Source organism: Bacillus sp. ZY-1-1 (assembly GCF_003047165.1).
GTDB classification, from domain to species: domain Bacteria; phylum Bacillota; class Bacilli; order Bacillales; family Bacillaceae; genus Bacillus; species Bacillus velezensis.
Genome location: NZ_CP027061.1, coordinates 1,359,530 through 1,383,243, shown reverse-complemented (window position 1 = coordinate 1,383,243; position 23,714 = coordinate 1,359,530). Strand labels below are relative to the sequence as shown.

Sequence of the window (23,714 nt, the reverse complement as noted above, 5' to 3'; positions counted from 1 at the left end):
GAGGGGAATTCATTGAAAATAGGCTTTATCGGCACCGGAAACATGGGAACGATCCTGATTGAATCGTTTATCGAATCAAACGCTGCCGATCCCTCACATATCACCATCACAAACAGAACAATCGAAAAAGCATTAAAACTAAAAGAACGTTTCAGCGGCATCCACGTCACCGAGGATCAGGAAAAGCTCGTACAGGATAATGAAATAATATTCATTTGTGTAAAACCGCTGGATATATATCCTTTGCTGAAAAAACTCACACCGCATTTACGGAAAGATCACATTTTAATCTCCATTACCAGCCCCGTTCAGACGGATCAGATTGAACATACGGTTCCGTGTCAGACGGCCCGCGTCATTCCGAGCATTACGAACCGCGCCTTGGCCGGCGTCTCGCTTGTTACGTTCGGCAAAAGCTGCAGCGAGTCTGCAAAAGCGGATATTCAAACGCTGTTCACTCATATTTCAAAACCTGTGGAAATCAGCAGCGGTATTACAAGAGCGGCGTCAGACATTGTCAGCTGCGGGCCCGCTTTTATGAGTTATCTCGTTCAGCGCTTTATTGACGCGGCAGTGGAAGAAACGGACATCACCAAAGAAGAAGCCGTGATTATGTCGACAGAAATGCTTGTCGGTCTCGGAAAGCTTCTTGAAACGGGGCATTACACGCTTCCCGCCTTGCAGGAAAAAGTATGCGTAAAAGGCGGCGTCACCGGAGAAGGACTGAAGGCTCTCGAAAGCGGTGTTCAGGATATGTTCAATCGTGTCTTTCAGCGTACACATGACAAATACGATGAAGATATATCGTTAGTGAAGAAGCAATTTCACGTGTAACTGAGTATGCCATAAAGAGCTTTATCGCGCCAATCGCAAAAAATGCATTTTAAAAACCATCGTTCCGTTTAAACGATGGTTTTTGGTTTGCCTGCCGTAAAGAAAAGACGTTCAGACTCTGTTGAAGGAGGCCGGTCTGTAAAATCAGCCGTCACTTTCTTCAATTCAAATCCGGTCTCTGCAAGCATTTGTTTATATTCTTCAATGTAAAATGTTTTTTGCTCATGCGTCTCGTCATAGCGGTCATAAGATTGTCCGTTCCATACGAAAAAGGACATATCATGGATGACAGAAAGCTCTTCATCGCCGGCAAAGCTTTGCCAGACATAGCTGATCTGCTCATCCTGATCCGCATGGGTGCTGTCCGGAAAAAGCTCCGTCATTTTATACGGGGAATGGACGTCAAACAGAAGCAGGCCGCCCTCCTTCAAAACTTGAAAAACACTTTTGAAGGTGCTTAAGACATCATTTTTCGTTTTTAAGTAATTTAGGGAATCACAGCAGATGACTACGGCATCAAACTGTTCTTCAAAACCGGAAAGCTCTCTCATATCCTGCTGGAGAAAAAGAATCGGCTTTCCTGTTTTTTTCTGCTGGGCACAGCTCAGCATATCTTCACTCAAATCAATCCCCGTGACTTCGCAGCCTTTTTCAGCAAGCCTGATGGATATTTCTCCGGTTCCGCAGGCAAGATCAAGCACACTTCCCTTTTCCGGAAGAGACGCTTCGATCCAGCCCGCCCATTCATCATACGGCGCATGGGACATTAACTCGTCATATACACCGGCGAAGCCTTGGTAAATCATGAGTTCAAGCCGAGTTCAAGCTCTGCGAGCGGCGCGTCGCCCCATAGCTTTTCAAGATTATAGTAGCTTCTTTCATCTTTATGGAAAACGTGGACAATGACGTCGCCGAGATCAACTAAAACCCAGCGGGCCTCATCAAATCCTTCCATCTTTTTGACATCAATGCCGTTTTCTTCTGCCTGATCTTTAATTTCGCGCGCAATGGCCTGAACCTGTTTATCAGAATTCCCGTGGCAGATTAAAAAGTAATCCGCTACAAGTGAGATTCCTTCCATGTCCAGCGCTAAAATATCTTCTGCACGTTTATCGTCGCATGCTTTTGCCGCGATTTTTAATACGGAAGCTTGATTCATTTTCCATATTCCTCCTGTCGTTTTTGAGACACCAGCCAGTTATAGGTTGCAAACGTCTCCGGAAAGACCGGCTGGTTTTTTTTCATCAGAAATATCATTGTATTTTTCATCGCTTGTATGAGCGCTTCGTTCAGATCTGTTTCCGCCAGACGGCGCACCTCTTCCACTCCGGGAAACTGGCGGCCGGGTTCAATGTAATCCGCAACGTAGATGACTTTGTCTAAAAGGGTCATTCCGGGACGCCCTGACGTGTGATAGCGGATTGCATCCAAGACCTCGGGATCAGTGATCCCCGCTTCTTTCTCAGCCAAATACGCTCCCACAGGGGCATGCCACAGCTCGGCATTGTAATCCAAGAGCTCAGCCGGCATTTTTTCCCGCACGATGATCTGCTTCATTTCTTCTTTCGGCCGGAATTTTGCATAATCATGAAAAATAGCCGCCATTTCCGCTTTTTTCGGATCTGCTCCGAATCGGCCTGCGAGAATAACCGCCGTATCTGTCACGCCGATTGTGTGGATGTAGCGATGCTCGGTCAGCTGTTCTTTGACGCAGGCAAGTGCTTCCTCACGATTCATATAAATCATTCTCCTCTATATACTGCCTCACTTTATCCGGCATTAAGTATTGCGTCGGCTTTTTTGCTTTGAGACGTTCTCTAAGCATCGTTGACGAAACGTCAAATTCCGGAACGTCGGCAAAAAGCAGCGGGTACGGGGTCTCGATATGATACCCCGGGCGCCGCACTCCGATAAATTGAATGAGCGTGAGCAGTTCGTCCAGTTTGTACCATTTCGGCAGATATTCAATCATATCCGCCCCGATAATAAAGAAAAGCTTGTCGTTCGGGTGCCGCTCCTTCAGTAAACGGACGGTATCATAGGTATAAGAAGGGCCTTTCCGGTCCATTTCCGCAAGCTCAAGCTTAAAGAAGGAATTAGAGCTGATGGCAAGCTTCAGCATCTCCACCCGGTGCCGGCTGTCTGTAAAGTCTTCATTCTGCTTATGCGGCGGGATTTTATTGGGCATAAACCAAATCTCATCGAGCTCCGCCTGATGAAGGACTTCATTAGCCATCAGAAGATGTCCGTTGTGCGGAGGGTCAAATGTGCCCCCGAATATTCCGATTTTCTTCATGTCAACCACCTTACGGAAGCTCGATTTGTTTATTTTCCTTTGATTCCTTATACAATACGATCGTATTTCCGATCGTCTGCACCAATTGTGAGCGGCTGCCTTTTACAAGGGCTTCTGCGACGTCGTTTTTATCGTCTTCGCAGTTTTGAAGCACGCTGACTTTAATCAGCTCTCTTGCTTCTAAAGCCTCGGCAATCTGTTTCACCATGTTTTCGTTGACTCCGCCTTTTCCCACTTGAAAAATAGGCGTTAAATGATGCGCTTTTGAACGCAAAAACCGTTTTTGTTTTCCTGTTAACATTGTGTTCCTCCTAGTTTTCCTTCAACAATTGCTCTCATTAAGCCGCTGTCAGGCTCTTGTTCCGTCCACAGCTTGAAAGACAGTGCAGCCTGTTCCACAAACATGCCGACACCGTCAAGGGTTGTTAAACCTCTTTTTTCAGCTTCTTTTAAGAACGCCGTTTGAATCGGGTTGTATACGATATCACAAACGATGGCGCCCGTTTTGGCCCGTTCCAATGAGAGCGGCACGGCATCTGTTTTCGGATACATGCCGACAGATGTTGTATGAATAATGACGTCATATTGTTCAAGCTGATTTTCAGCTTCTTTTAAAGTAAGGGCGCGTTTCTGCTGAAAAGAGGGAGCAGCCGCAATCAGACTTTCCGCTTTTTCCGGCGTGCGGTTGCAAACGTCAAATTGTTTCGGCTCTCTGCGGACGATCGTCGTAAAAATCGCTCTTGCCGCCCCTCCCGCCCCAATCATGAGGATGGAGAGCTCTGATATCGGTTTGTCCAATACTTTGACTAAGGATTTATAAAACCCATCTCCGTCAGTATTATACCCGATGAGCCTGTCTCCCTCTCTTTTGACGGTATTTACGGCCCCGAGTACTTTCGCGCTTTCATGTATTTCATCCAGATGCTCCATGATCGCGACTTTATGCGGGACTGTGACGTTCACTCCGCAGATGCCAAGCGCCTTGATTCCGTTAACGGCGTCCTTGAGATGATGAGGTTCCACCTGAAACGCAAAATACTGCCCGTTGATGTTCTTATCTTGCAAAGCCGCGTTATGAATATCGGGTGACATTGAATGCCCGATCGGATTTCCGATTACTCCGTACAATTGTTTCATGCTCCCTCTCCCCTTCTCTCTATATTAATGAACGGCGGACAAATACGTGTACGCCTTTCGGAGCGTATGCCGTTATTTTTTTATCTGCTTGCTGCACCGTGACCCAGCCGAGTCCGGAAAAAACGATATCCGTCTTTCCTTCTTTAATCGTAAACGTGTGGGCCGTAAGCTCCGGAAATTCATCCAAATGATCTTTTCCGGGCGGGGTAAGCAGTTCTCCCGCATGCTTTTCGTATAAGGCATCAGCATTTTCAAGCTTTGTTCTGTGAATCATCAATTCATTCGGCATATAGCATACAAACGCCGTTTTATCGCCTGATACATAGTCAAACCGGGCAAGCCCGCCGAAATAAAGCGTTTGTTTTTCATTCAGCTGAAAAGTGCGCGGCTTCAGTTCTTTTTTCGGTGTCAGCACCTTTAAGTCACGCTTGTCCACGTAATGCGCCATCTGGTGATGGTTAATGATTCCCGGCGTATCATAAAGCGCAGATCCGTCATCAAGCGGGATTTCAATCGCATCAAGCGTCGTGCCCGGAAATTGAGAGGTGGTAATAATATTCTCTTCCCCTGAGACCTCTTTAATAATCCGGTTGATAAATGTGGATTTGCCGACATTGGTACACCCCACCACATACACATCGCGCCCTTCGCGGTAATGTTCAATGGCGTCAATGACTTCCTTCATCCCTTGTCCGCGGGAAGCGCTGATTAAAAAGACATCAAGGGGTTTTAAGCCGTATTCTTTCGCTTCGCGTTTCATCCATTGGACGAGCCGTTCCCGCTTTACGGATTTCGGCAGGATATCGGCCTTATTACCGACAAGAATGATCGGATTACCGCCGACAAAGCGGTTCAGCCCGTTTATCCAGCTTCCGTTAAAATCAAAAATATCAACGACTTTGACAATTAGAGAGTCAGTATCGCCGATTGTGTGCAAGATATTTAAAAAGTCATCATCCGTTAATGAAACATCTTGAATTTCATTGTAATTTTTCAGTCTGAAGCAGCGCTGACAAATGACATTCTCCTTCGTGAGCGATGCCTTTGGCGCGTATCCGAGACCTTGTTTATCCTCGGTCTGGATCGTTACTCCGCAGCCGATGCAAACAACCTTTTCCATTCCTAATCCTCCCACTGAATATGGCCTTTACGTTTCAAAGAACTCAATATTCTCCGTTCAATCCGGCGGTTAAAGCGCGTCATGACTCCGTCAGAGGAAGCGACAGGCACGACGAGGATCGTATGATACCCGTTTCTGTTTCCGCCGAGAACATCAGTAAGCAGCTGATCGCCGATGACCACACAGTCTTCTTTTTTCAGCTCCATGCTGCTGACGGCTCTTTTAAAGGCGCGGCCCATCGGTTTTCTTGCCTTATAAATAAACGGTATGCCAAGCGGCTCCGAGAATAATTTCACTCTTCGTTCATTATTATTGGAGACGATCGTGACTTTAATGCCGTGCTCCTTCATTTCTTCAAACCACTCGATTAATCGAGGTGTCGCACTCGGTCTGTCCCACTCCACAAGCGTGTTGTCAAGGTCTGTAATAATCCCTTTCACATTGCGTTCCTTGAGCTTTTCCGGTGTGATATGAAATATATTTTTCACAAATTCGTCAGGTAAAAAAAACTTTTTTAACAAAACCCGCACCCTTCCTTTTCTTTCTATCATCTATATGTCGAAACCTGTCAGATTTAAAAACAAAGTCGGACTCGGTAAAAAAATTTCGACAAAAATTGGGTTTCTTCACCAGTTGTGGATAAAATTACACACATTATCCACTCTTATTACATCCGGATTTATCCAGATTATAAACAAGATACTAACAAGTTATCCACTTGCGAGTGTGGATAACAGAACGATTGTTCTTATTTGTATTTCATGGTAGATTAAAGATAACCTCACCATGATTGAAACGCAACCTTCCATCATATGCTTGCGTCTGATGATTGATTACAATTGTAAGGAGGTGCCACTCCCATTAATTGGGTCCCCGGCATGAGAAAGCTTTCTGATGAATTACTAATAGAATCTTATTTCAAAGCCAATGAAATGAATTTGAGCCGTGAATTTATCGAGTTAATTGAAAACGAAATCAAAAGAAGATCGCTCGGACACATTATTTCCGTTTCTTCTTAAACAGAAAAAATTCCCGGGCGAATTTCCTTTTTTTACTCAGATGACTGATATTATATCACTTCGGTTATGCGCATTACTACCACTTTCAACAAAAAACACCCCTAAAATAGAGGTGTTTAAGAGGACGGCTGCTATATATTGAACCAATACAGACCGCCCAGAACGAGAATGACGACGAGCAGCACAACAAAAAATGCGTACCAGTACCCCGCATTCACCCGAGGAGGCGGGCATACAGGATATTGCGGAGGGAAACCGCGGTTCATAGCAATCGCCTCCAAAAGATGTTTTTTCTACAGCCTATGAAGCAGAAGCAAAACGGTTTAGGCAGCTGACGGCGTCAGCGTTCCAAAACCCGCCCATTTTTTATGCCTTCAATTAAGATTCTGGCGCCTTTTGGCGTCATATGATTTCCGGAGGGATCTATCAGTCCGGATTGGATCAGCGCCCGGTCTGTATCTTTGCCTCCGTGCGCGCGTATAAAGTGTTTCCAGTTATCCACCAGCGGCACTTTCAACTCAGCTGCAACCTGCCTCGTAACGCCGTTATAGGAATTATGCCATGTTCTCGCGCCGCCTTTTTCTTTAAAGGCTGAGGCTTTATATCTCGAATAGTAATAGAGATGATGCGTTCCGTTTCCTTCTATAACCGGGATGCACGTCATTAAAATCGGCTTTATGCCGTGATTTCTGCTTTCGTTTATGAAATAAGTCAGGTTTTCTTTAAACCGTTTCTTTGATACTCGCGGCTGATCTCCCGTCAAAATGCCCGCATCATTTGTTCCGAACATGATAAATAAATATTGGGGCTTACGCTCCAGCACGTCGCTTTGAAAGCGCAGGCGCGCATCCTCAGTCGTCTGGCCGCCTATTCCCGCATTTATAACCGTAAGACGGCCGCGTTCCGCTGTTTTTAAAATGTTTACCCACTGCTGCGCCTTCGGATAATCACGATAATCCCAGTTGGAACCGCGCGTATTGCTGTCGCCGAACGCGACAACACTTTTCTCTTTGCCCGCAGCGCATCCTGATAACAGACAGGTTATCGTAATAAAAAGAACAGCAAACTTCATTTTCTCTCCCCCCAAACCTTACCTCCTATGGTACACATCTCTTTGGCGGCTTTCAACGCGGCGCTCTCTTTACTGGATATGAAAAGGACCGGAATCCTGTCCGATCAAATCCGAAACCTTAACAAACGTGTAGCCCTGCTTTTTCAGCTGGGGAATGATTTCTTTCAAAGCCTCAACCGTCTGGCGCCGGTTTCCTCCGCCGTCATGCAGAAGAACGATATCTCCATCTCTGGCATGTGAAACAACGTGCCTGACGATTTTTCCTTTTCCGGGCCTTTTCCAGTCTCTCGGATCTTGGTTCCATGACCACATGATGATATGATAGCCCTCTTTTAAGAGGCTTTTGAAAGCCGTATGATTCAGCGACCCTCCCGGCGGGCGGAATAACTTGTCCCCTTCCGGCTGCAGCGATCTGATATGATGCGCGGAGCTGTGAAGCTCTTGTAAAATGTCTTTGCGTTTTAAACGGTGAAAATAAACATGGTTCATCGTATGGTTGCCGATTTCATGCCCTTCTTCAACGATGCGTTTTGCCGTTACGGGGTATTTGTCTATACGGCTCCCGATACAAAAAAAGGTTGCTTTAACATTGTGCTGTTTCAGCACGTCTAACACAGCCTCCGTATAGACAGGATGGGGGCCGTCATCGAAGGTTAAAGATAGCTTCTTTTTTTCAGACCTTATATCCCAGTACACGTTTCCCGTCTTCTCCATGTCACTTCTTTTTAAAGATTTCGCATCGGCGGACACGGCAGTGAGACCCGTGAGGACGCATATCATGATGATCAGATGAAAGCATCTCAACGTTTACACCTCCAGTAAACACTACTGTTAACGTGTCCCCTTTTGTATAAAATCATTCTCTGCATCAAATGATGCACATCACCCGCTTCCCGCCTGTTTTTGTCCAAACCCGGCTGCCAGTCGTTTCTCATCAAACGGCAAATGCTGATAAACAAGTACGCTTATCGGACAGCTTATTTTAATAGAAGGAGATAGATTTGTGCTGTATACTAATTGAAAAGAGGTGAACGTACAGATGATAAAAAAGGGATTCAGTCTTGCCGTCATCATTGCTGTCGTGATGATCGGCTTTATGCAAAAAGACGTCTGGCTCAGCATGATTCGCGCGGGCGGCATGTACGCCGTGCTTATGAGTATCCTTCTGGTCGCAGCTGACGTATTTTTTCCGATCGTTCCATTCGCCATTATCGCGGCCTTAAACGGAGCGGTTTTCGGGATTGTAAACGGAGTGTGGATTACATTGTCAGGCGCGATGCTCGGAACAATGGCATTGTTTTTTCTCGTCCGGTACGGATTCAGAGACTGGGCCAGAAAAAAACTGGTGGCTTACCCGGCCGCGGCTCAATATGAAGGTTCATTTCATCAGCACGCGTTTACGGCGGTGCTTTTCGGGCGGCTGATTCCGATTATACCGTCGCTTGCCATGAATACCGTCTGCGGGCTGAGTAATATACGATGGCCGATCTTTTTTTCTGCGTCGGTGCTCGGCAAAATTCCGAACATTGTGATCGTGACCGTCGCAGGCGCTTCATTTACAAGCAACAAACTGCTGTCTTTCGGGATTTACGGAATGTATATGCTCGTCTTAATGGCGGTCATTTATAAGAAGTTTCCCGGCCTTTTAAAAACAACGAAAAAATGAAGCGCGTACCGCTCCCTATTCCGGCGGTACGGCTCCTCTCATTCTGAGAACTTTTCCGTTTAATTCTAAATTGATGCAGCTTCGTTCCGCGTTCTCTTTGCTGCTCAGTAAAGGTGCACATAACCGATTTTTTGGCTGCGGTAAAAGTTGATGGAAGCTTCAAGCTGTCCGATCGGCTGCCCGTTATGAAGAAGCAGCTAAAAATTGTCGGGTGAGCATTAGATTTGGGATGACAGCCACCTGAGATACTCATCCTCACGAAATGAAACGGCCGTCTCTTTATGTTTCTTTAAATTGATCCGCTTGAAACACATCGGGAGTCCTCCTTTTTGAGGCCGCAAATAAGAACGAGCATAAAACGGCTGCCAACGCCAGCATAACAGCAGCCCCTGCGATGACGATGACGCGGACGGAAGAACTGACAGCCGCCGCTCCGAAAACCGCCGTTACCACTATAATGAAGACGGCTTCGACTAATGAATAAAAGCTCCCCACTCTCCCCATGATGTCCACCGGAACATTCTTTTGATAAAACGTCAGAAAGCCTGTATTGGCAAACGCCAGAAAAAAAGCGAGAAGGAAAAATCCGAAAGCAGCCGTCCAAAAAACGTCAGAAAACGCATAAATCATATATCCGGCCGCTGTGAATAAAGAGCCCATTCCCATCAATAAAGAAGCCGGCATTTTTTTATTAAAGATTACGTTGACAAGCGCCCCCGCAATAATGCCTGCCCCTGAGACACTGACAAGAAAACCGTAATCGGCATCAGTCAGCTGAAGAACTTCTTTTGAAAAAGCGGCTTCAAGCGAATCAAGCGCGGATGGCATAACGGTCATGACCAGACTGAATAAAAAATAAATGATCATGACATTTCGCGCCGTTCGGCTGAAGCGATAGACGAGCTTCCAATCTTCTTTGTACACTGCCAAAGAAAGCTTCCGTGCGGGAGAATGTACGTGGGGCTCATTTTCAAGGTTCGGCAGCATCATCGTGATGAAACCGGACAGCACTAAAGCCGCCGCATTCACCCAAATCGCAAAAATCGGCGTGCCGGCGATAAAAAGCAGCCCGGCCGCAGCCGGCCCGAGGAGAAAAGCCCCTGATTCCGACAAAGCCCTTAGTGAATTGAATCGTTTTCTCCTTTCAGCCGGAATAAGCATCGTCACATACGCCATGGAACACGGACGAAACATCGCATTGGCCATTTGAATCAAAAACACGATACAATAAATGAAAAATAAAGACCTTACAGTAAACATCAGCGGCAGAACGGCAATGAATGCAGCCCGGATGAAATCAAGCGACATCATCATATTCCGTTTGTTACACCTGTCGATGATGCTGCCCGCCCACCCATTTGTCATCAAAACAGCCGCAGGCCTGATTAAATAAAGGATGGAAACCGCAAAAGCAGACCCCGTTTCTTTTAAAACAATAAGATTAAGAGACAAAAAATAAATCCATTCACCAATATTTGCTATCCCGATTCCGGTTAACAGAAGCATCGGGTACCGCCAAGACTTCAGGTTTTTCATCTTATCCCTCCCTTAGAAATAAAAAACGCCCTCAAGACAATAAAGTCTTGAGGACGGGAAACAGCCCGCTATGCCACCTCAATTCGGTTTGGTGCCGGCCTCTTGCCGGGTACAAAGCTTACTCGGTAACAGGAGTATCCGCCGCATCATCCTCGTTTTTCATGATTCCGATGCGAAGCTAAGAGGTTTGTTTCAACACATCCATTCATACTCCTTCACAGCTCCCGGAGCTCTCTGTCATGAATGATATCTGTCTACTCGTCTCTTCAGCGCTTTTCGTTATATTCTTTTCACCCTTACTTTTTTTAACAATATACAGGCTCAATCAGCAAAAATCAAGAGGCTGTAAGAAATAAAACCTGCCTTTGATTAATTTCCCTGTACAGACACAAACAGCCTGACTGCCACATACAGTTACATATAGGCTTTTGCCTACATAACTTTGTGGAGGTGAGGATGGTGACAGGTGTTTTTGCAGCGCTCGGGTTTATTGTGAAAGAACTCGTGTTTTTAGTATCATACGTGAAAAATAATGCCTTTCCACAACCGCTCTCAAATAGTGAGGAGAAAAAATACTTAGACCTTATGGCTGAAGGCGATGAACATGCCCGCAACATGCTGATCGAACACAATCTCCGTTTAGTCGCCCATATTGTAAAAAAATTCGAAAATACGGGAGAGGACGCAGAAGATCTGATCTCCATCGGTACAATCGGGCTGATCAAAGGAATTGAAAGCTACTCAGCCGGAAAAGGCACGAAGCTTGCCACATATGCTGCACGATGTATTGAAAATGAGATTTTAATGCATCTGCGCGCATTGAAAAAAACGAAAAAAGACGTCTCCCTTCATGATCCGATCGGCCAGGATAAAGAAGGGAATGAAATAAGCCTGATCGATGTCCTCAAGTCGGAAAGCGAAGATGTGATCGACACCATTCAGCTCAACATGGAACTTGAAAAGGTCAAAAAATATATCGATATTTTAGACGACCGCGAAAAAGAAGTCATCGTCGGCCGCTTCGGGCTTGATTTAAAAAAAGAAAAAACGCAGCGCGAGATCGCAAAGGAGCTCGGCATTTCAAGGAGTTATGTGTCGCGGATTGAAAAACGCGCATTGATGAAGATGTTTCATGAGTTTTACCGGGCGGAAAAGGAGAAGCGGAAGAAGAAGGGAAAGTGAGCGAAAAGCCGGATCTGACACTCCGGCTTTTTCTGCATTTTAGGACATTCCTCTTCAAGTATAACTTCAGGATTTAAAAGTAAAACATAACAAATGAATAGAATTGGTACAATCGTTAACCTTTTTAATGATTTTGAACCTCATAGGAACCCTTACATGACAGGATTTTTGTTGTTTTTCATTGTTTATCAAGATCTAAAGCAAAAGAACTTGCTATTTCTCAAATACATCCACCAAATTTTCAATGTTAGTTTGCTTTTCATACATACTACTAATAAAAGTAAGACCTTATTAGAGCTTTACAAGACAAGCTGAATTGACTATAGTCTAATTAGACTAAAATATTGATGTAAAGAAGTGAAAAATTAAATGATAAAGTCTTTTTTAATGTTGGGGCAGTCGAATATGGCGGGCCGTGGATTTTTGAATGAAGTAGACCCTATCTATAATGAAAAAATAAAAATGCTGCGCAATGGACAGTGGCAGATGATGACAGAGCCGATTAATTACGACCGTCCGGTTTCCGGCGTTGGCTTGGCGGCATCTTTTGCAGATGCTTGGTCGAAAGCTCATCCCGATGAAGAAATTGGCTTGATCCCTTGTGCGGAAGGCGGCAGTTCATTGAATGACTGGCATCCGGAAGGCATCCTTTTTCAGCATGCTTTGTCCGAAGCCCGCTTCGCCCTCCAATCCAGTCAAATTTGCGGAATCCTTTGGCACCAAGGTGAGAGTGACAGTTATCGTTTGCTGCATGAAACTTATTACGAGAAATTAACTCTTATCATTGAGACGCTAAGAAACGAGTTGAAACTTGATGATGTACCGTTGATTATTGGAGGGCTTGGTGACTTTCTTGGGAAGACCGGTTTTGGACAGCACGCGACTGAATTTCGACAGGTTAATGAACAATTGCTGCGTTTTGCTAATGAACAACAGAATTGTTATTTTGTTACTGCTGCAGGTTTGACTGCGAATCCTGATGGCATTCATTTAGACGCAGCTTCACAACGCAAATTCGGTTACCGCTATTTCGAGGCTTTTTCGAAAAAGCACCATATCCTGAAACCCATTTCGGGAGAGGAGCAATCACTGAAAATGAATGGTGACTATTCTAAAACAGAACAGATTTACCTTCATAGTATGGATTTGGCTTCGGGTAAAATCACGTACGCGGAATTTGAGGCGCGGATGGCGAAGGTGATGAAACCATGATTCCCTTACTTATCCTTGGCTTGCTCATCCAAAACCCCGGAGCTCACGGCTATGAACTTCTGGCCTTAATGGAAAAACGTCATTACAAATACATTGTTAACTTCACGAAAGGTTCATTTTATTACAATCTGCAGCAACTTGAAGAAAAGTGTTTGATTGAACAGATTCAGCAGAAACCCTCAACCAGCGGGCGTGAAATCCGTAACTTTAAAGTCACAGATTCGGGAAGAGCAGAATTTGAAAAATTAATGATCAAATACGGCACCAAATCGGAATATGTGAACCTGCAATTTTATGGGGCGTTACTCTTTGCCGATGAAATCGACAAAAATAAATTACTGGATCTGATCCAATCACAAATTGATCAGACTAAAACTCGAATCGAGCTCCTTGATGAATACCTGTCCATCACTCAAGAAATTCCCGGCACAATCAATTACTTTCGCCGTATGAATGAAAATTCCCGTTCACATCACTTGGTTAATTTAGAGTGGTTCGAAAAATTGAAAGCAGAAATAGAGTGAACTATTGCATAATAAAAAAATGCAATGTGGAATATATAAGAATATTTTAGCTAAATATAAAACCTGTGTCGCAGATATCTAGTAACATTATTGATACAGGTTTTATACCCCTTCTTTAATTAAACCAGCTAATAGGGTTGTCAACACTTGCCCCCCAACAAGAGCAAGTGAATCTGCTGCGCGTTCTTCTTTTTCAATCCGTATGAATAACCACTTTTCACCACCTATTCAGTATCAAGTAAGTCAACTGATTTTTCTCCTTCTTCCGCTAAACTGCTGCTTTAGTCGAATAAAAAAAGTGATCTCCCTTAAGGAAGAATCACTTCCTCTAATTGAACAAGCAGTGAAGATGAACATCGTTCTCGACATCAACTAAAATTTTTTAACTGCCTCCGCGTATGCAGCTTTCAATTGATTGATAGTAAACCCCTCCCGCAAGAAAACTCCGTCTTTTTCTATTTTCTTTTCAATATAAAACAATGATAACTTTCTTTCATCTTATGAAACCCAACCAGTTATTAGATGTTTTCTTTATCTGTACAAATACAGGTGAGTAACTTAATTTATTACATATAAGTTATCCTGCAAAACTGTGCACGAAATGTCGGGCAGATACATTTCGCTCCTGTTATTCTTTTGTTAAAGGAGGTCAAATAAATGGATTCGCTTAAAAGGATGAACAGCGCATTAACGTATATTGAAGAAAACCTCACGAACGCTATTGATTTCAAAGAAGCAGCAAGGCTTGCTTTCTGCTCTGAATATCATTTTAAAAGGATGTTTTCCTTCCTTACAGGTATTTCATTATCGGAATATATTCGCCGCAGACGTCTTACTCTTGCAGCTTTTGAACTTAAAGACAGCAGCGTAAAGGTGATTGATCTTGCAATAAAATACGGTTATCACTCACCAGATTCTTTTGCACGAGCATTTCAAAATCTGCATGGCATAAACCCATCAGAAGTTAAACATAATGGCCATTCACTTAAAGCTTATCCGCGAATGACCTTCCAGTTATCAATCAAAGGAGGAAATGAAATGAACTATCGCATTGAAGAAAAAGAGGCATTTCGCATCGTCGGCATTAAAAAAAGAGTCCCTATTTTGTTCAAAGGCGTGAATCCTGACATTGCATCGATGTGGGAAAGTTTAGATGAAGCAGCAATCAAACAACTAAAAGAGCTTTCTAATACAGCGCCTGCAGGGCTCATCAGTGCATCCACGAACTTTTCTGAAGGCCGGACAGAGGAAAACGGAGAGCTTGATCACTATATTGGCGCAGCCACAACGAAACATTGCCCAAATCACCTATCACAGCTTGAAGTCCCTGCCTCAACATGGGCTGTATTCGAAGCAGCCGGATCATTTCCGGATGCACTGCAGGAAGTATGGGGGCGGATTTATTCCGAATGGTTTCCATCGTCACATTATGAACAAATTGAAGGCCCAGAAATCCTGTGGAACGAGCATAAGGATGTAACATCGCCATCTTTTAAAAGTGAAATTTGGATACCCATTTCAAAAAAGGAATATATCTGACAATGAAATTAGAGGAATTAAAGGTTTTAAGGAAGGGGTCTTATCCCTTCCTCTTATGTCACTAACCCGATCTGCGGCAATATTGATGCCGCTAATCTTTGAATTGAGTTTTTTAATGAGCAGAGCCGTTCTTACTGAAAATATAAATTGAGGTGTATTGCGTTTTGATGATCTGCTTCTCACTTCTTATTTTCCGCCTTAACGTCCGATCATTTCTGCAATTCTTCCCCAAAGTCTGACGTTGATGATTGACCGCCAAGTCTCCCGTTTTGATTCCTGCCTTCACGGTTTCCCGAAGTGAGTTCTCTATTAATTCCGCTGCTTCTTTCCGGAAATAAATCACTTCACAACAGACAAACTGAAGGCGGTATAAAAAAACAGCTCCGTTAAAATGGCCGGAACTGTCTTTCAATTTGCAGTTATCTCCATCCGTTAGTTTAATTAGAATTCAGATAATCCAAGACACGATCAACTCTTTCATTGACTGAGTAATCTCCTTCAATTTTTAACAATGGACAAGATAAATCCGCCATCCAATGTTCGTGTAAAGCTTTGCTTCTAACTTCCATTCCGGCATGATCATATAAAGAAGCCCACTCTAAAAATGTTTTTGATTGTTCATATTTACTGCCGCCGGCTAACACTTCGTTTCCATAACGCTGAAATTCCCTATGCCTTAATCTCTCAAGCCGTATATCCTGCGGAATCCATAAGAAGATGACAAGGTCAAAATAACTTTTTAGATCATCGCCCCAGCGGCACACTGCGCCAGAAAGAATCCATTTCTCATTTATTGTCAAGTCTTTTTCAAGCAACTTTCTTCTTTCAGGGATTTCTCTTTTTTTAGTGAATTTATCTGTCCAATAGTAATCATCAGTATCAAGATGCGTATGCGGCAAATGCTTTGATAATGCAACACCCAATGTTGACGTTCCGACACCAGAGGCTCCCAATATGTGAATCTTATTTTTCATACTTCCCCTCCTTATGAAGCAACCAAACTCCCTGTTGCATAAGATACTTACTATTATTTTGACATAAATCCCCAAAAACCTTTACTTTGCCAGGGGAATCCAGATGCGGTTAAAACCATACCGCTTACGAACTTCATAGTCATTTTCAAACAGTGATTAACTTTCTCTCCGGCCTATTTTAATATCCTCATACACTTTTTCAAAAGTCTCGATTGGCAGTAAAAACTTGGTTGTTTTCTCGTTGCGGTAATTGATTACGATCTCAATTTGATTATTTTTTTGTTCAGACCCAATAAGTGCATTCTCCCATTTATCTCTGATTGAAATGATACAATTTTCCATTTTTCTTTTCCTTTTTCTTATAAATGTAATTCACTTTAACTCCCCTTTCATTGATCGGCAAAAGGTTCCGTAATAAGGAAGCTCCTTAAAAAAAGGATCAAAACTTTTATCAAGTTTGATCCTTTTCCCTTTTTAGTCATTTCTTCGCGAACGTTTATAGACATTCATGGTCACCAGCCAGCTCATAACAACGATTCCTGTAAAAAGAATGAGCATATTACTGTACAAATAAGCGGAATGATCAGCGTTAACAGGTAGCAGCCTTTGATTCAGCAAGCTGATCGATAATAAACCGCCTGCAATCGAAATACCCGTTCCCTCTGATAAAAAGCTCGTAAAATTAAGCAGACTCATTCCGGCGCCGGCTTCCTTTTGTTTCAAACTGCCAGACACAATTGTAGATATAACCGTTTTTGTGAAGGAGAGCCCCCCAAAAACAAAAACGATTATGACGGTCATAAGCCAAGGTGCCGCATCTATGAAAAAGGCAGCGATTAAAAAGCTGGAAGACATCAATACAATCCCAATGGTCAGCACATACAAAGAACCTTTCCGATCAACAAGCAATCCTCCAATGTAACCGAAGATGATGACGCTCATCGTCCCGGGGAACATAATCCCGCTTCCAATTGCCGCAGTACTTAAATGGTGAACATCTTTCATCATATAAGGAACCATAGACACAAATCCTGCAGCAGTGCCGAATATCAGGCCTCCGCTAAGGACGCCCGTCATAAACAAAACATTTTTCCCCAGTGCAGGGTCAACAAAGGGATCTTGAGTTTTCCTAATATGTTTCACAAATATCAGGAAAGCCAGAATACTGATGATCAGAAAAGACATTCTATATGACGTTGTAAACAGCAGAAAAAATACGATGCCTGCAGACATTAATATAATCCCCGTCATATCAAAGCGCCCGCTGATTCTTTCTTCCTTTTCCAGCAGTTTCACCAGGAATGGAACGGTGATAACTGTTGCTGTCGGAATAAGCAGCAAATATGACCAGTGAATATAATGAGCGATCATTCCGCCAATAGCTGGTCCGACACCTTCCCCCATTGCCACCAGCGACCCGATCAGACCAAATGCTTTACCCCTGTTTTCTTTCGGAATATAGCGTACTACTGCAACCATCACAAGAGCCGGGAATGCGGCTGCACCAGCCCCTTGAATAAATCGGGCCAGAATGAGTACATGAAAGAAAGAGTGTCCGACAAATCCAATGATCGACCCGAAGCCATTTACCATAATTCCAAATAGGAGCAGTTTTTTGATGCCCAGCTGATCTGATAACTTCCCATACAGAGCAGTTCCGATGGAAAAGGTTAACATAAAGGCCGTGTTCACCCAGTTTACACTCGCTGGCAGTTTATGAAAATCGTTAGCGATATCAGGTAGCGAGACGTTCAAAACCATTTCATTTAATACGCTGAAAAATGACAAAACACAAAGCCAAATGAACACTTGGTTGTGCCGTAAAGCTGACTGTGAATAAGGCGTATTCACAAATTTCCCTCCATTAATGAGGGCAGACGCAGTTTATAGGGCCATTGATACGCTTCCCTCTTTTAATTGTACCCTGTTCATTTTTTTGCACTTCATACATAACTCCCCCTGCATTGATTGATATACCTTATTATAAATCCTCAAGCCGATGTTTTGAATACTTTGCGGCACACACCCGCTAAATGACGAAACATCAAATACTGTTATTTTTAAAATTTACAGTACCAAAAAACCGCAATTTCATTTGCTGTTGAAAAATTGGAATAAAGCATTGTATCGACCGCTCCTATGACAAAGTTATTTTTGGCATAAAAATGACAAGCTGAAACATTAATATCTTGTGTTTCAAGCATAAGACCGCATAAATGATTCTCCTTTGCCCACTCAATCGCTTTATGTAATAAAGCCGTCCCGACACCATTTTTTCTATAATCTTTTGCAACGGCAATGTCTTCAATCAGTGCGTATCCATTCCAATTAGAACGAAGCTTACTCCGGCCGACACAGTCGTTCTCTGCGTAATAAAAAAAGACAACTTTATCCTCTTCTTCAATATAACTGACATCAATGTCTTCATCGTCATATTTTTTGACATAAGGTTCAGCAAATTTCTCCTCTGTATATGTCCAAACATTGTTTTCAAATGAAGGGATGATTCTCCCTGAAACAACGAAAGGTTCGTTTGGTTTATTGAAGTCTTTCATATTGAATTGAGTCATTTTAGTTATCATCATAATCGCCTTTCTGCAGTTATTGAACTCACTTTACACCTTTTGAACTGTTGATTCGTCTGCATGTCACGAAGACTAAAACAAAAAAGATACCAACATCGATTGGTATCATCTATTTTTTCGAGCCCTTACAACAACATCCTATTTCGGAGCTTCCAAACCAAATGTTGTCCATTCCTCTTTTGCCGGACCATAAATACCCGGAACAGGTAAACCTGCTTGTCTCATAAGGACAGTCATTTGTCCTCGATGATGATTTTGATGTTGAATTAAAAACATCAAAAGTGTACCATTCGGCATTTGCTGACCAATAAAGTTGACACATTCTTGAAGTGTATCGTCAGTCCATTGCGTTTTTAACGCCTGCACAAATGCATTACTGGCTTGATGATAACTCTCAGCAATAAACTGCGCCGACGCAGGAACAGGATAATCTTCAGCCGGAGCGTGGAACGTTAAATCTGTGTTCGAGGTAATGATATGAATGGCCGCGACAGTATGCCATGCAATACGGCCTAAAGTCCAATGTTGTGAAGTGATTTCTTGTTTAAGTGATTCATCAGTCAGATGATTCAGCAGTTTTTGTGTCGCATCGGCTTCGAATTCCCAAGATTTCAAAAAATGGTCTAAGGTTTGAAACATAAAAATCCTCCTTATCCTTTTTTGTATTTCTATGTATCTGCAGTTCAATTATAGTGCTCCGTTTAGTTAAAAAAGAACAAAACGATAGACAGACAATACAATAACAGACAAAATATAAGAACAAACAGATCACTCTATACTTCCTTTTCTTCAATCGGCAAAAAAGGATAGCTGTTCAAACAGGATTCTTCAGTGTCTAATATTTTCGCTTTACAAAAGTCCATACCGTCTTAGTGATTGAACCGGAGATAAAACAGCTCCCCGTCATCATAGCCACCCAAATGAAAAATGTCGGTTCGGCACCTATTACAATAAACATAAATATCAAGGACAAAATGAATACAATAACAACCATCATCCATACTTTTTTGAAGATGAAATATCCTAAAATCCCTAACAGAAAAGAAGCTGCCGGAAGAAAAATGAGAATGATATACGCGGGACTCAACAGCGGGCTAATACAAACACCTCCCAATTTCAAAACGAGGAAGTTCCTACTTTTTGTCTGATATCAAATGATTTGAAGTGATTTATTTCATCTTGATATTACGTCTTTTCATTCATTTTATACATATTATACCAATACAATTGGGTCAAATATAGATATTTGTTCATTTTTAACATATTTTCGGAAAATCAGGAGTGATTTAAAGTCGGAGGATAGCCCGCTTTTTCTTTTCCTAGTAAGCCCTGCCGCATTGGCTTTAGCCGATCTGCTTTCTCATTGTTTTTGCAGCGCTAATATTCTCATAATCGTGTGCATGACGCTGCTTTCGTCATTTGATTTGATGACAAAGTGCGCCGCATCTTTTATTTCATCAATGGCGTTCTTAACCGCAAAGCTGTAGGAAGCCGCTTCCATCAATTCTTTGTCATTGCGGCCGTCTCCGAATGCCATTGTTTCATCAGCCGAAACCCCTAATAATCGCTGCAGTTCTTGTACTGTTGATCCTTTATGTATTCCGATATTTGATATGTCCATCCAGGTATCTTCTGATGCTACGATATATAATTGGTGAAAAAATTCATGCAGCTTTTCTCTCGTTTCCGGACAGTTGGCGTCGGGGTCATGAACCGTAATCTTGATAAAATCGTCTTTTATCTTAGTAAAATCAGTTATTTTCGTTACATGTGCATAAGAGGCATTTACATATTTCATTTCACTTTCAGACAGATTTTCTTTTACGATCGCGCCTTTTTTTGTGCACGCGATAATGGTGTGCCCGCAGCTGATTTTTTCTAAAGCGCCTATAATTGACAGTCCGGCTTTATTGCTGATCAAAGATTCATATACGAATTTGCCGTTCTTTTTCATACGTGCGGCACTGTCTCCTAAAATCCAAAAATCTTTCGCGTCTTCTCCGAATAAGGCTTCCACCCTTTCACACTGTTTCCCGGTGCAGATGGCGAAAGCAACATGCTGTTCCTCCATTACTCGTTTTGTCTTTTCAAATAACGTTCTGTCAAAATCGCCTTGATTATTTAAAAATGTGCCGTCTAAATCCGTAATCACTAATTTAATCATCGTTCAGCACCTCCGCAGTTAAAATGTCTTTTTTCAGACAAAGGGTTTTTCACATTTGAGAATGGAATCAATCGCGTTTAAGACCCCTTCCTCATTGTTTGATTGCATGATGTGCGCCGCGGCCTGTTTAATGCTTTCCTGCGCATTATCCATAGCGACTCCGTATTTCACGGCAGACACCATCTCCAAATCATTGCCGCTGTCTCCGAAGGCCGCGCATTCTTCATCATTTATCCCCCATTGTTTCTGGAGAAACTTAATCCCGCTTGCTTTATGAAGCCCCGGTATGATCAGATCTATGTCACCGTGCCCGCTTGATACAGGCGTGACGAAAGACCCGATGGCGTCTTTTAAATGCCTCAGAAGTGCGGAACAATGTTCGGCGGGAAAACTGATGGAAAATTTTAAAATGTCATCATCGATGTTTTCAAAATGCGGCACCCTTTTTAACACATAATAATACTTACTGGCATGCAGATATTCATCTTCACTGGCATTTTCATGAATATACGCGCTTTTTTTTCCGCTGACAATGACGTTTTTCACCTCATACTGCTCTAAAGCACGGATCACTGCTTTTATAGTGTCTTCAGACATGTTACCCGTGAATAATTCTTCTCCGGCATTCACGACGAAAGCGCCATTCTCGGCAACGAAAGCGATTTCACTTTTGATTTCCGGAAAAAAGGATGTAAGCTGCGCATATTGGTTTCCGCTTGCTACGGCAAATTTAATTCCCCGCGCTTTTAATTCACGATACTGATTCATAAAACGCTCTTCGTTATATGCCATTTCATCATTCAAAAACGTTCCGTCCATATCAACCGCTATCAGTTTGATACTCATATTGTCCTCCTTTTTTCGGCCGCTTTTGTCAGCAACCCTTGAAGAAATCATAATAAAGCGTATGAACGAATTATATCCGCAGTTGTTTTGCGCCGTAAATCATTGGCTGACGTCTTGTTTTGAATGACACAAAAAGTGATTTGTCACATAAATATAACACTATGTTTCATTTAAAAATGATATGTTACGATGAGATGTACATTCACCATTCTCATAAAAAGGAGAATCCCCCTGCATGTTCACACACGAAATGATTGCTTCATTTAACGAGCTTGAAACTTCTTTATACAACTACATCTCCCAAAACAGCGAGAAAGTCGTCTATATGCGAATCCGTGAATTGGCAAATGAAACCCATGTATCTACGGCTTCTATTTTACGTTTCTGCAAAAAAATAAACTGTGAAGGGTTTTCGGAGTTTAAGGTGAAGCTGAAAATGTATGCGGAGGCAAATAAAAAAACGATTTTAAAGAGTCCCCATCATTCCGTTGCCGAGTTTTTTGAAAGAACAGTAAGCGGAGGGATGGAAGAAAAGCTGAAGGAAGCAGCAGCCCTTGCAGCCGATGCAGAAAGCGTCATTTTTATCGGAGTGGGTAGTTCAGGAATTCTCGCCGAATACGGAGCCAGATATTTTTCGTGCTTAGGGAAACTTTCAATGTATATTAAAGATCCTTACTTTCCGGCCCATTCCCATTTCCGCCATAACAGCATCACGATCGCATTATCGGTTTCAGGTGAAGGAGATTCTACGGTGACTCATCTGAATCAGCTGAAACAAGAAGGAAGCCGGGTCATCAGTATTACAAATCATAAACATTCAACCATTGCCAAAATGTCCGATGTGAATATTTCATATTACGTGACGGAAGAATGGGTTGAAAATGCGAATATCACCACCCAAATCCCCGCTATGTACATACTTGAATCAATGGCTCGAAAGATATACAAATTGAGAGATTAAATTCAGGAACGGACCACGGAAATTTCGGCCTTTTTGTAAAAGTGATGAAAAACCCTTCTCTGCTGCCAGAGAAGGGTTTTGAAGATCACAGATGAGACACAATACACTTTGCATGGCCCGCCAGTTTATATTCTCCCAAACCGGAAGGCAGGAGAATGTGATCTCCTTTTCTAAAGGGATGTTCATGCCCGCCTGCAATTATTATTCCGTCTCCTTCGATCACGCTGACAAGAAGGAAGGGATGATTCTGGAATAAATTTGCTTCACCTTTTACAACCCACTTTTCGACTGAAAAATAAGGACATTCTATTAAAACAGCTGCCAGCAGATCATCTGTTTGTTTATATTGAACGGTCGGCCGTTCACGGACAGATGGAACGTCTGTCACTTCTATACTTTTTTCCAAATGGAGCTCGCGCAGCCTGCCGTCCGCATCTTTTCTTCCGTAATCATACAATCTGTAAGTCGTATCTGAATTTTGCTGCGTCTCTAAAATAAGTGTGCCCTTTCCAATCGCGTGAACGGTGCCGCTTGGGACAAAGAAGAAATCTCCCGGCTTTACCTTAACTCTGTTCAGAAGTCCGTCCCATTCTCCGCGCTCAATCATGGATATCAGTTCTTCTTTTGTTGTTGCGCTGTGGCCGAAAATGATCTCCGCATCTTTTTCACAATCAATGATATACCAGCATTCGGTTTTTCCAAGTTCCCCGTTTTCATGCATTTTGGCAAAGTCATCATTCGGATGCACCTGAACGGACAGATCTTGGTCCGCATCCAAAATTTTTGTAAGAAGAGGAAAACGGTCTCCTTCAAGGTTTCCGAATAAATCTCTGTGATGCTCCCACAATTCACCGAGCGTACATCCTTTATACATGCCGTTTCGAACTGTGCTCTGCCCATTTTGATGAGCGGCAAAGGCCCAGCACTCCCCTGTCCGCTCGGACGGAATATTATAGTGAAAATCACGCAGGGCGGCGCCTCCCCAAATTCTTTCTTTGAAAACCGGATTGAAAAATATCGGTTCAGTAGACATGATCATCCCCCGCT

Annotated in this window: 29 protein-coding genes and 1 pseudogene; 8 read left to right on the top strand and 22 right to left on the bottom strand. The window is 42.9% G+C overall.

Annotated features, from left to right (window positions below):
- Nucleotides 1-12: 12 nt before the first annotated feature.
- Nucleotides 13-834: a late competence protein ComER gene (gene comER / locus C5I45_RS07245; RefSeq protein ID WP_014305449.1), complete on the top strand. Its 822-nt coding sequence runs from the start codon at nucleotides 13-15 to the stop codon at nucleotides 832-834.
- 68 nt (nucleotides 835-902) lie between these two features.
- On the opposite strand, the gene C5I45_RS07240 is transcribed toward comER, so the two are convergent.
- From C5I45_RS07240 to C5I45_RS07205, 8 genes are read right to left on the bottom strand one after another with little or no spacing between them, the layout of a single operon-like run.
- Complete coding sequence (locus tag C5I45_RS07240) at nucleotides 903-1,640, bottom strand: class I SAM-dependent DNA methyltransferase (RefSeq protein ID WP_107994304.1); 738 nt, start codon at nucleotides 1,638-1,640, stop codon at nucleotides 903-905.
- Nucleotides 1,637-1,993 carry a ribosome silencing factor gene (gene rsfS / locus C5I45_RS07235; RefSeq protein ID WP_003152864.1) on the bottom strand — a complete coding sequence of 119 codons (357 nt, stop codon included), beginning with the start codon at nucleotides 1,991-1,993 and terminating at the stop codon, nucleotides 1,637-1,639. Before rsfS ends, C5I45_RS07240 begins: the two co-directional genes overlap by 4 nt.
- On the bottom strand, nucleotides 1,990-2,571 hold the full coding sequence (yqeK, locus tag C5I45_RS07230) for a bis(5'-nucleosyl)-tetraphosphatase (symmetrical) YqeK (protein WP_107994303.1): 582 nt from the start codon (nucleotides 2,569-2,571) through the stop codon (nucleotides 1,990-1,992). Before yqeK ends, rsfS begins: the two co-directional genes overlap by 4 nt.
- Nucleotides 2,561-3,130 (bottom strand): nicotinate-nucleotide adenylyltransferase, encoded by a 570-nt coding sequence (locus C5I45_RS07225; protein WP_003152860.1) that lies wholly within the window; start codon nucleotides 3,128-3,130, stop codon nucleotides 2,561-2,563. The genes yqeK and C5I45_RS07225 overlap by 11 nt, the downstream gene beginning before the upstream one ends.
- A 10-nt stretch (nucleotides 3,131-3,140) precedes the next feature.
- Complete coding sequence (gene yhbY / locus C5I45_RS07220) at nucleotides 3,141-3,431, bottom strand: ribosome assembly RNA-binding protein YhbY (protein WP_003152858.1); 291 nt, start codon at nucleotides 3,429-3,431, stop codon at nucleotides 3,141-3,143.
- On the bottom strand, nucleotides 3,425-4,267 hold the full coding sequence (gene aroE, locus C5I45_RS07215) for a shikimate dehydrogenase (protein ID WP_003152856.1): 843 nt from the start codon (nucleotides 4,265-4,267) through the stop codon (nucleotides 3,425-3,427). Before aroE ends, yhbY begins: the two co-directional genes overlap by 7 nt.
- 19 nt (nucleotides 4,268-4,286) lie before the next feature.
- On the bottom strand, nucleotides 4,287-5,387 hold the full coding sequence (gene yqeH, locus C5I45_RS07210; protein WP_014305454.1) for a ribosome biogenesis GTPase YqeH: 1,101 nt from the start codon (nucleotides 5,385-5,387) through the stop codon (nucleotides 4,287-4,289).
- Nucleotides 5,388-5,389: 2 nt separating this feature from the next.
- Nucleotides 5,390-5,908: a YqeG family HAD IIIA-type phosphatase gene (locus C5I45_RS07205; RefSeq protein WP_003152852.1), complete on the bottom strand. Its 519-nt coding sequence runs from the start codon at nucleotides 5,906-5,908 to the stop codon at nucleotides 5,390-5,392.
- A 357-nt stretch (nucleotides 5,909-6,265) separates the two neighbouring features.
- Here C5I45_RS07205 and C5I45_RS07200 point away from each other — a divergent pair, with 357 nt between their 5' ends.
- Nucleotides 6,266-6,406, top strand: coding sequence for a sporulation histidine kinase inhibitor Sda (locus C5I45_RS07200; RefSeq protein WP_003152850.1), 141 nt, complete (start codon nucleotides 6,266-6,268; stop codon nucleotides 6,404-6,406).
- 131 nt (nucleotides 6,407-6,537) lie between these two features.
- On the opposite strand, the gene C5I45_RS20105 is transcribed toward C5I45_RS07200, so the two are convergent.
- The 3 genes from C5I45_RS20105 to C5I45_RS07190 form a co-directional block, all read right to left on the bottom strand.
- Complete coding sequence (locus tag C5I45_RS20105) at nucleotides 6,538-6,672, bottom strand: hypothetical protein (protein ID WP_003152848.1); 135 nt, start codon at nucleotides 6,670-6,672, stop codon at nucleotides 6,538-6,540.
- 74 nt (nucleotides 6,673-6,746) lie between these two features.
- Complete coding sequence (locus C5I45_RS07195; RefSeq protein WP_107994587.1) at nucleotides 6,747-7,478, bottom strand: SGNH/GDSL hydrolase family protein; 732 nt, start codon at nucleotides 7,476-7,478, stop codon at nucleotides 6,747-6,749.
- A 69-nt stretch (nucleotides 7,479-7,547) separates the two neighbouring features.
- On the bottom strand, nucleotides 7,548-8,282 hold the full coding sequence (locus C5I45_RS07190; RefSeq protein WP_041481888.1) for a polysaccharide deacetylase family protein: 735 nt from the start codon (nucleotides 8,280-8,282) through the stop codon (nucleotides 7,548-7,550).
- Nucleotides 8,283-8,517: 235 nt separating this feature from the next.
- Between C5I45_RS07190 and C5I45_RS07185 the strand changes: the two genes are divergently transcribed.
- Nucleotides 8,518-9,144, top strand: coding sequence for a TVP38/TMEM64 family protein (locus C5I45_RS07185; RefSeq protein ID WP_003152841.1), 627 nt, complete (start codon nucleotides 8,518-8,520; stop codon nucleotides 9,142-9,144).
- A 279-nt stretch (nucleotides 9,145-9,423) separates the two neighbouring features.
- On the opposite strand, the gene C5I45_RS07175 is transcribed toward C5I45_RS07185, so the two are convergent.
- Nucleotides 9,424-10,680: an MFS transporter gene (locus C5I45_RS07175; protein ID WP_003152839.1), complete on the bottom strand. Its 1,257-nt coding sequence runs from the start codon at nucleotides 10,678-10,680 to the stop codon at nucleotides 9,424-9,426.
- Nucleotides 10,681-11,136: 456 nt separating this feature from the next.
- Between C5I45_RS07175 and sigK the strand changes: the two genes are divergently transcribed.
- The 4 genes from sigK (at nucleotide 11,137) to C5I45_RS07155 (ending at nucleotide 15,137) form a co-directional block, all read left to right on the top strand.
- On the top strand, nucleotides 11,137-11,862 hold the full coding sequence (gene sigK / locus C5I45_RS07170; protein WP_020956104.1) for an RNA polymerase sporulation sigma factor SigK: 726 nt from the start codon (nucleotides 11,137-11,139) through the stop codon (nucleotides 11,860-11,862).
- Between the two features lie 369 nt (nucleotides 11,863-12,231).
- The gene (locus C5I45_RS07165) at nucleotides 12,232-13,074 is read left to right on the top strand and encodes a sialate O-acetylesterase (RefSeq protein ID WP_025853004.1); all 843 of its coding nucleotides are present in this window, start codon (nucleotides 12,232-12,234) and stop codon (nucleotides 13,072-13,074) included.
- A complete protein-coding gene (locus tag C5I45_RS07160) occupies nucleotides 13,071-13,598 on the top strand; it encodes a PadR family transcriptional regulator (protein WP_003152833.1) in 528 nt (175 codons plus the stop codon). Before C5I45_RS07165 ends, C5I45_RS07160 begins: the two co-directional genes overlap by 4 nt.
- Nucleotides 13,599-14,255: 657 nt before the next feature.
- Nucleotides 14,256-15,137, top strand: a complete 882-nt coding sequence (locus C5I45_RS07155; RefSeq protein WP_025853008.1) for an AraC family transcriptional regulator — start codon at nucleotides 14,256-14,258, stop codon at nucleotides 15,135-15,137.
- A 437-nt stretch (nucleotides 15,138-15,574) separates the two neighbouring features.
- Here the strand turns inward: C5I45_RS07155 and C5I45_RS07145 are convergent, their stop codons facing one another.
- From C5I45_RS07145 to C5I45_RS07105, 9 genes and pseudogenes are all read right to left on the bottom strand, one after another.
- Nucleotides 15,575-16,111 (bottom strand): ATP-binding protein, encoded by a 537-nt coding sequence (locus C5I45_RS07145; protein ID WP_013352982.1) that lies wholly within the window; start codon nucleotides 16,109-16,111, stop codon nucleotides 15,575-15,577.
- Between the two features lie 156 nt (nucleotides 16,112-16,267).
- Nucleotides 16,268-16,487, bottom strand: a pseudogene (locus tag C5I45_RS20145) (hypothetical protein).
- A 98-nt stretch (nucleotides 16,488-16,585) separates the two neighbouring features.
- On the bottom strand, nucleotides 16,586-17,962 hold the full coding sequence (gene tet, locus C5I45_RS07135; RefSeq protein WP_107994302.1) for a Tet(L)/Tet(K)/Tet(45) family tetracycline efflux MFS transporter: 1,377 nt from the start codon (nucleotides 17,960-17,962) through the stop codon (nucleotides 16,586-16,588).
- Between the two features lie 33 nt (nucleotides 17,963-17,995).
- A complete protein-coding gene (locus C5I45_RS20210) occupies nucleotides 17,996-18,058 on the bottom strand; it encodes a tetracycline resistance efflux system leader peptide (RefSeq protein ID WP_134816631.1) in 63 nt (20 codons plus the stop codon).
- A gap of 113 nt (nucleotides 18,059-18,171) precedes the next feature.
- Nucleotides 18,172-18,693, bottom strand: a complete 522-nt coding sequence (gene satA, locus C5I45_RS07125; protein ID WP_048368211.1) for a streptothricin N-acetyltransferase SatA — start codon at nucleotides 18,691-18,693, stop codon at nucleotides 18,172-18,174.
- A 141-nt stretch (nucleotides 18,694-18,834) separates the two neighbouring features.
- A complete protein-coding gene (locus tag C5I45_RS07120; protein WP_107994301.1) occupies nucleotides 18,835-19,335 on the bottom strand; it encodes a DinB family protein in 501 nt (166 codons plus the stop codon).
- A gap of 196 nt (nucleotides 19,336-19,531) precedes the next feature.
- Complete coding sequence (locus C5I45_RS07115) at nucleotides 19,532-19,783, bottom strand: DUF2651 family protein (protein WP_015387973.1); 252 nt, start codon at nucleotides 19,781-19,783, stop codon at nucleotides 19,532-19,534.
- Between the two features lie 273 nt (nucleotides 19,784-20,056).
- Nucleotides 20,057-20,860 (bottom strand): HAD-IIB family hydrolase, encoded by an 804-nt coding sequence (locus C5I45_RS07110; RefSeq protein ID WP_014305469.1) that lies wholly within the window; start codon nucleotides 20,858-20,860, stop codon nucleotides 20,057-20,059.
- A 33-nt stretch (nucleotides 20,861-20,893) separates the two neighbouring features.
- Nucleotides 20,894-21,706: a Cof-type HAD-IIB family hydrolase gene (locus C5I45_RS07105; RefSeq protein WP_025853019.1), complete on the bottom strand. Its 813-nt coding sequence runs from the start codon at nucleotides 21,704-21,706 to the stop codon at nucleotides 20,894-20,896.
- Between the two features lie 235 nt (nucleotides 21,707-21,941).
- On the opposite strand from C5I45_RS07105, the gene C5I45_RS07100 reads away from it, so the two are divergent.
- Nucleotides 21,942-22,667 carry a MurR/RpiR family transcriptional regulator gene (locus C5I45_RS07100; protein WP_046559902.1) on the top strand — a complete coding sequence of 242 codons (726 nt, stop codon included), beginning with the start codon at nucleotides 21,942-21,944 and terminating at the stop codon, nucleotides 22,665-22,667.
- Between the two features lie 85 nt (nucleotides 22,668-22,752).
- Here C5I45_RS07100 and manA read toward each other — a convergent pair whose 3' ends face one another.
- Nucleotides 22,753-23,700, bottom strand: a complete 948-nt coding sequence (manA, locus tag C5I45_RS07095; RefSeq protein ID WP_025853021.1) for a mannose-6-phosphate isomerase, class I — start codon at nucleotides 23,698-23,700, stop codon at nucleotides 22,753-22,755.
- Between the last annotated feature and the right edge of the window lie 14 nt (nucleotides 23,701-23,714).

What these genes read in the sequence shown, in the direction of transcription:
- yqeH (WP_014305454.1), bottom strand. Translation starts at nt 5,387, where the DNA reads ATGGAAAAGGTTGTTTGCATCGGCTGCGGAGTAACGATCCAGACCGAG.
- C5I45_RS07110 (WP_014305469.1), bottom strand. Translation starts at nt 20,860, where the DNA reads ATGATTAAATTAGTGATTACGGATTTAGACGGCACATTTTTAAATAAT.
- C5I45_RS07200 (WP_003152850.1), top strand. Translation starts at nt 6,266, where the DNA reads ATGAGAAAGCTTTCTGATGAATTACTAATAGAATCTTATTTCAAAGCC.
- yhbY (WP_003152858.1), bottom strand. Translation starts at nt 3,431, where the DNA reads ATGTTAACAGGAAAACAAAAACGGTTTTTGCGTTCAAAAGCGCATCAT.
- C5I45_RS07240 (WP_107994304.1), bottom strand. Translation starts at nt 1,640, where the DNA reads ATGATTTACCAAGGCTTCGCCGGTGTATATGACGAGTTAATGTCCCAT.
- yqeK (WP_107994303.1), bottom strand. Translation starts at nt 2,571, where the DNA reads ATGAATCGTGAGGAAGCACTTGCCTGCGTCAAAGAACAGCTGACCGAG.
- C5I45_RS20105 (WP_003152848.1), bottom strand. Translation starts at nt 6,672, where the DNA reads ATGAACCGCGGTTTCCCTCCGCAATATCCTGTATGCCCGCCTCCTCGG.
- satA (WP_048368211.1), bottom strand. Translation starts at nt 18,693, where the DNA reads ATGATAACTAAAATGACTCAATTCAATATGAAAGACTTCAATAAACCA.
- C5I45_RS07145 (WP_013352982.1), bottom strand. Translation starts at nt 16,111, where the DNA reads ATGAAAAATAAGATTCACATATTGGGAGCCTCTGGTGTCGGAACGTCA.
- C5I45_RS07155 (WP_025853008.1), top strand. Translation starts at nt 14,256, where the DNA reads ATGGATTCGCTTAAAAGGATGAACAGCGCATTAACGTATATTGAAGAA.
- sigK (WP_020956104.1), top strand. Translation starts at nt 11,137, where the DNA reads ATGGTGACAGGTGTTTTTGCAGCGCTCGGGTTTATTGTGAAAGAACTC.
- C5I45_RS07195 (WP_107994587.1), bottom strand. Translation starts at nt 7,478, where the DNA reads ATGAAGTTTGCTGTTCTTTTTATTACGATAACCTGTCTGTTATCAGGA.
- C5I45_RS07165 (WP_025853004.1), top strand. Translation starts at nt 12,232, where the DNA reads ATGATAAAGTCTTTTTTAATGTTGGGGCAGTCGAATATGGCGGGCCGT.
- C5I45_RS07175 (WP_003152839.1), bottom strand. Translation starts at nt 10,680, where the DNA reads ATGAAAAACCTGAAGTCTTGGCGGTACCCGATGCTTCTGTTAACCGGA.
- C5I45_RS07185 (WP_003152841.1), top strand. Translation starts at nt 8,518, where the DNA reads ATGATAAAAAAGGGATTCAGTCTTGCCGTCATCATTGCTGTCGTGATG.
- C5I45_RS07105 (WP_025853019.1), bottom strand. Translation starts at nt 21,706, where the DNA reads ATGAGTATCAAACTGATAGCGGTTGATATGGACGGAACGTTTTTGAAT.
- aroE (WP_003152856.1), bottom strand. Translation starts at nt 4,267, where the DNA reads ATGAAACAATTGTACGGAGTAATCGGAAATCCGATCGGGCATTCAATG.
- manA (WP_025853021.1), bottom strand. Translation starts at nt 23,700, where the DNA reads ATGTCTACTGAACCGATATTTTTCAATCCGGTTTTCAAAGAAAGAATT.
- C5I45_RS07225 (WP_003152860.1), bottom strand. Translation starts at nt 3,130, where the DNA reads ATGAAGAAAATCGGAATATTCGGGGGCACATTTGACCCTCCGCACAAC.
- C5I45_RS07120 (WP_107994301.1), bottom strand. Translation starts at nt 19,335, where the DNA reads ATGTTTCAAACCTTAGACCATTTTTTGAAATCTTGGGAATTCGAAGCC.
- rsfS (WP_003152864.1), bottom strand. Translation starts at nt 1,993, where the DNA reads ATGAATCAAGCTTCCGTATTAAAAATCGCGGCAAAAGCATGCGACGAT.
- C5I45_RS07100 (WP_046559902.1), top strand. Translation starts at nt 21,942, where the DNA reads ATGTTCACACACGAAATGATTGCTTCATTTAACGAGCTTGAAACTTCT.
- C5I45_RS07160 (WP_003152833.1), top strand. Translation starts at nt 13,071, where the DNA reads ATGATTCCCTTACTTATCCTTGGCTTGCTCATCCAAAACCCCGGAGCT.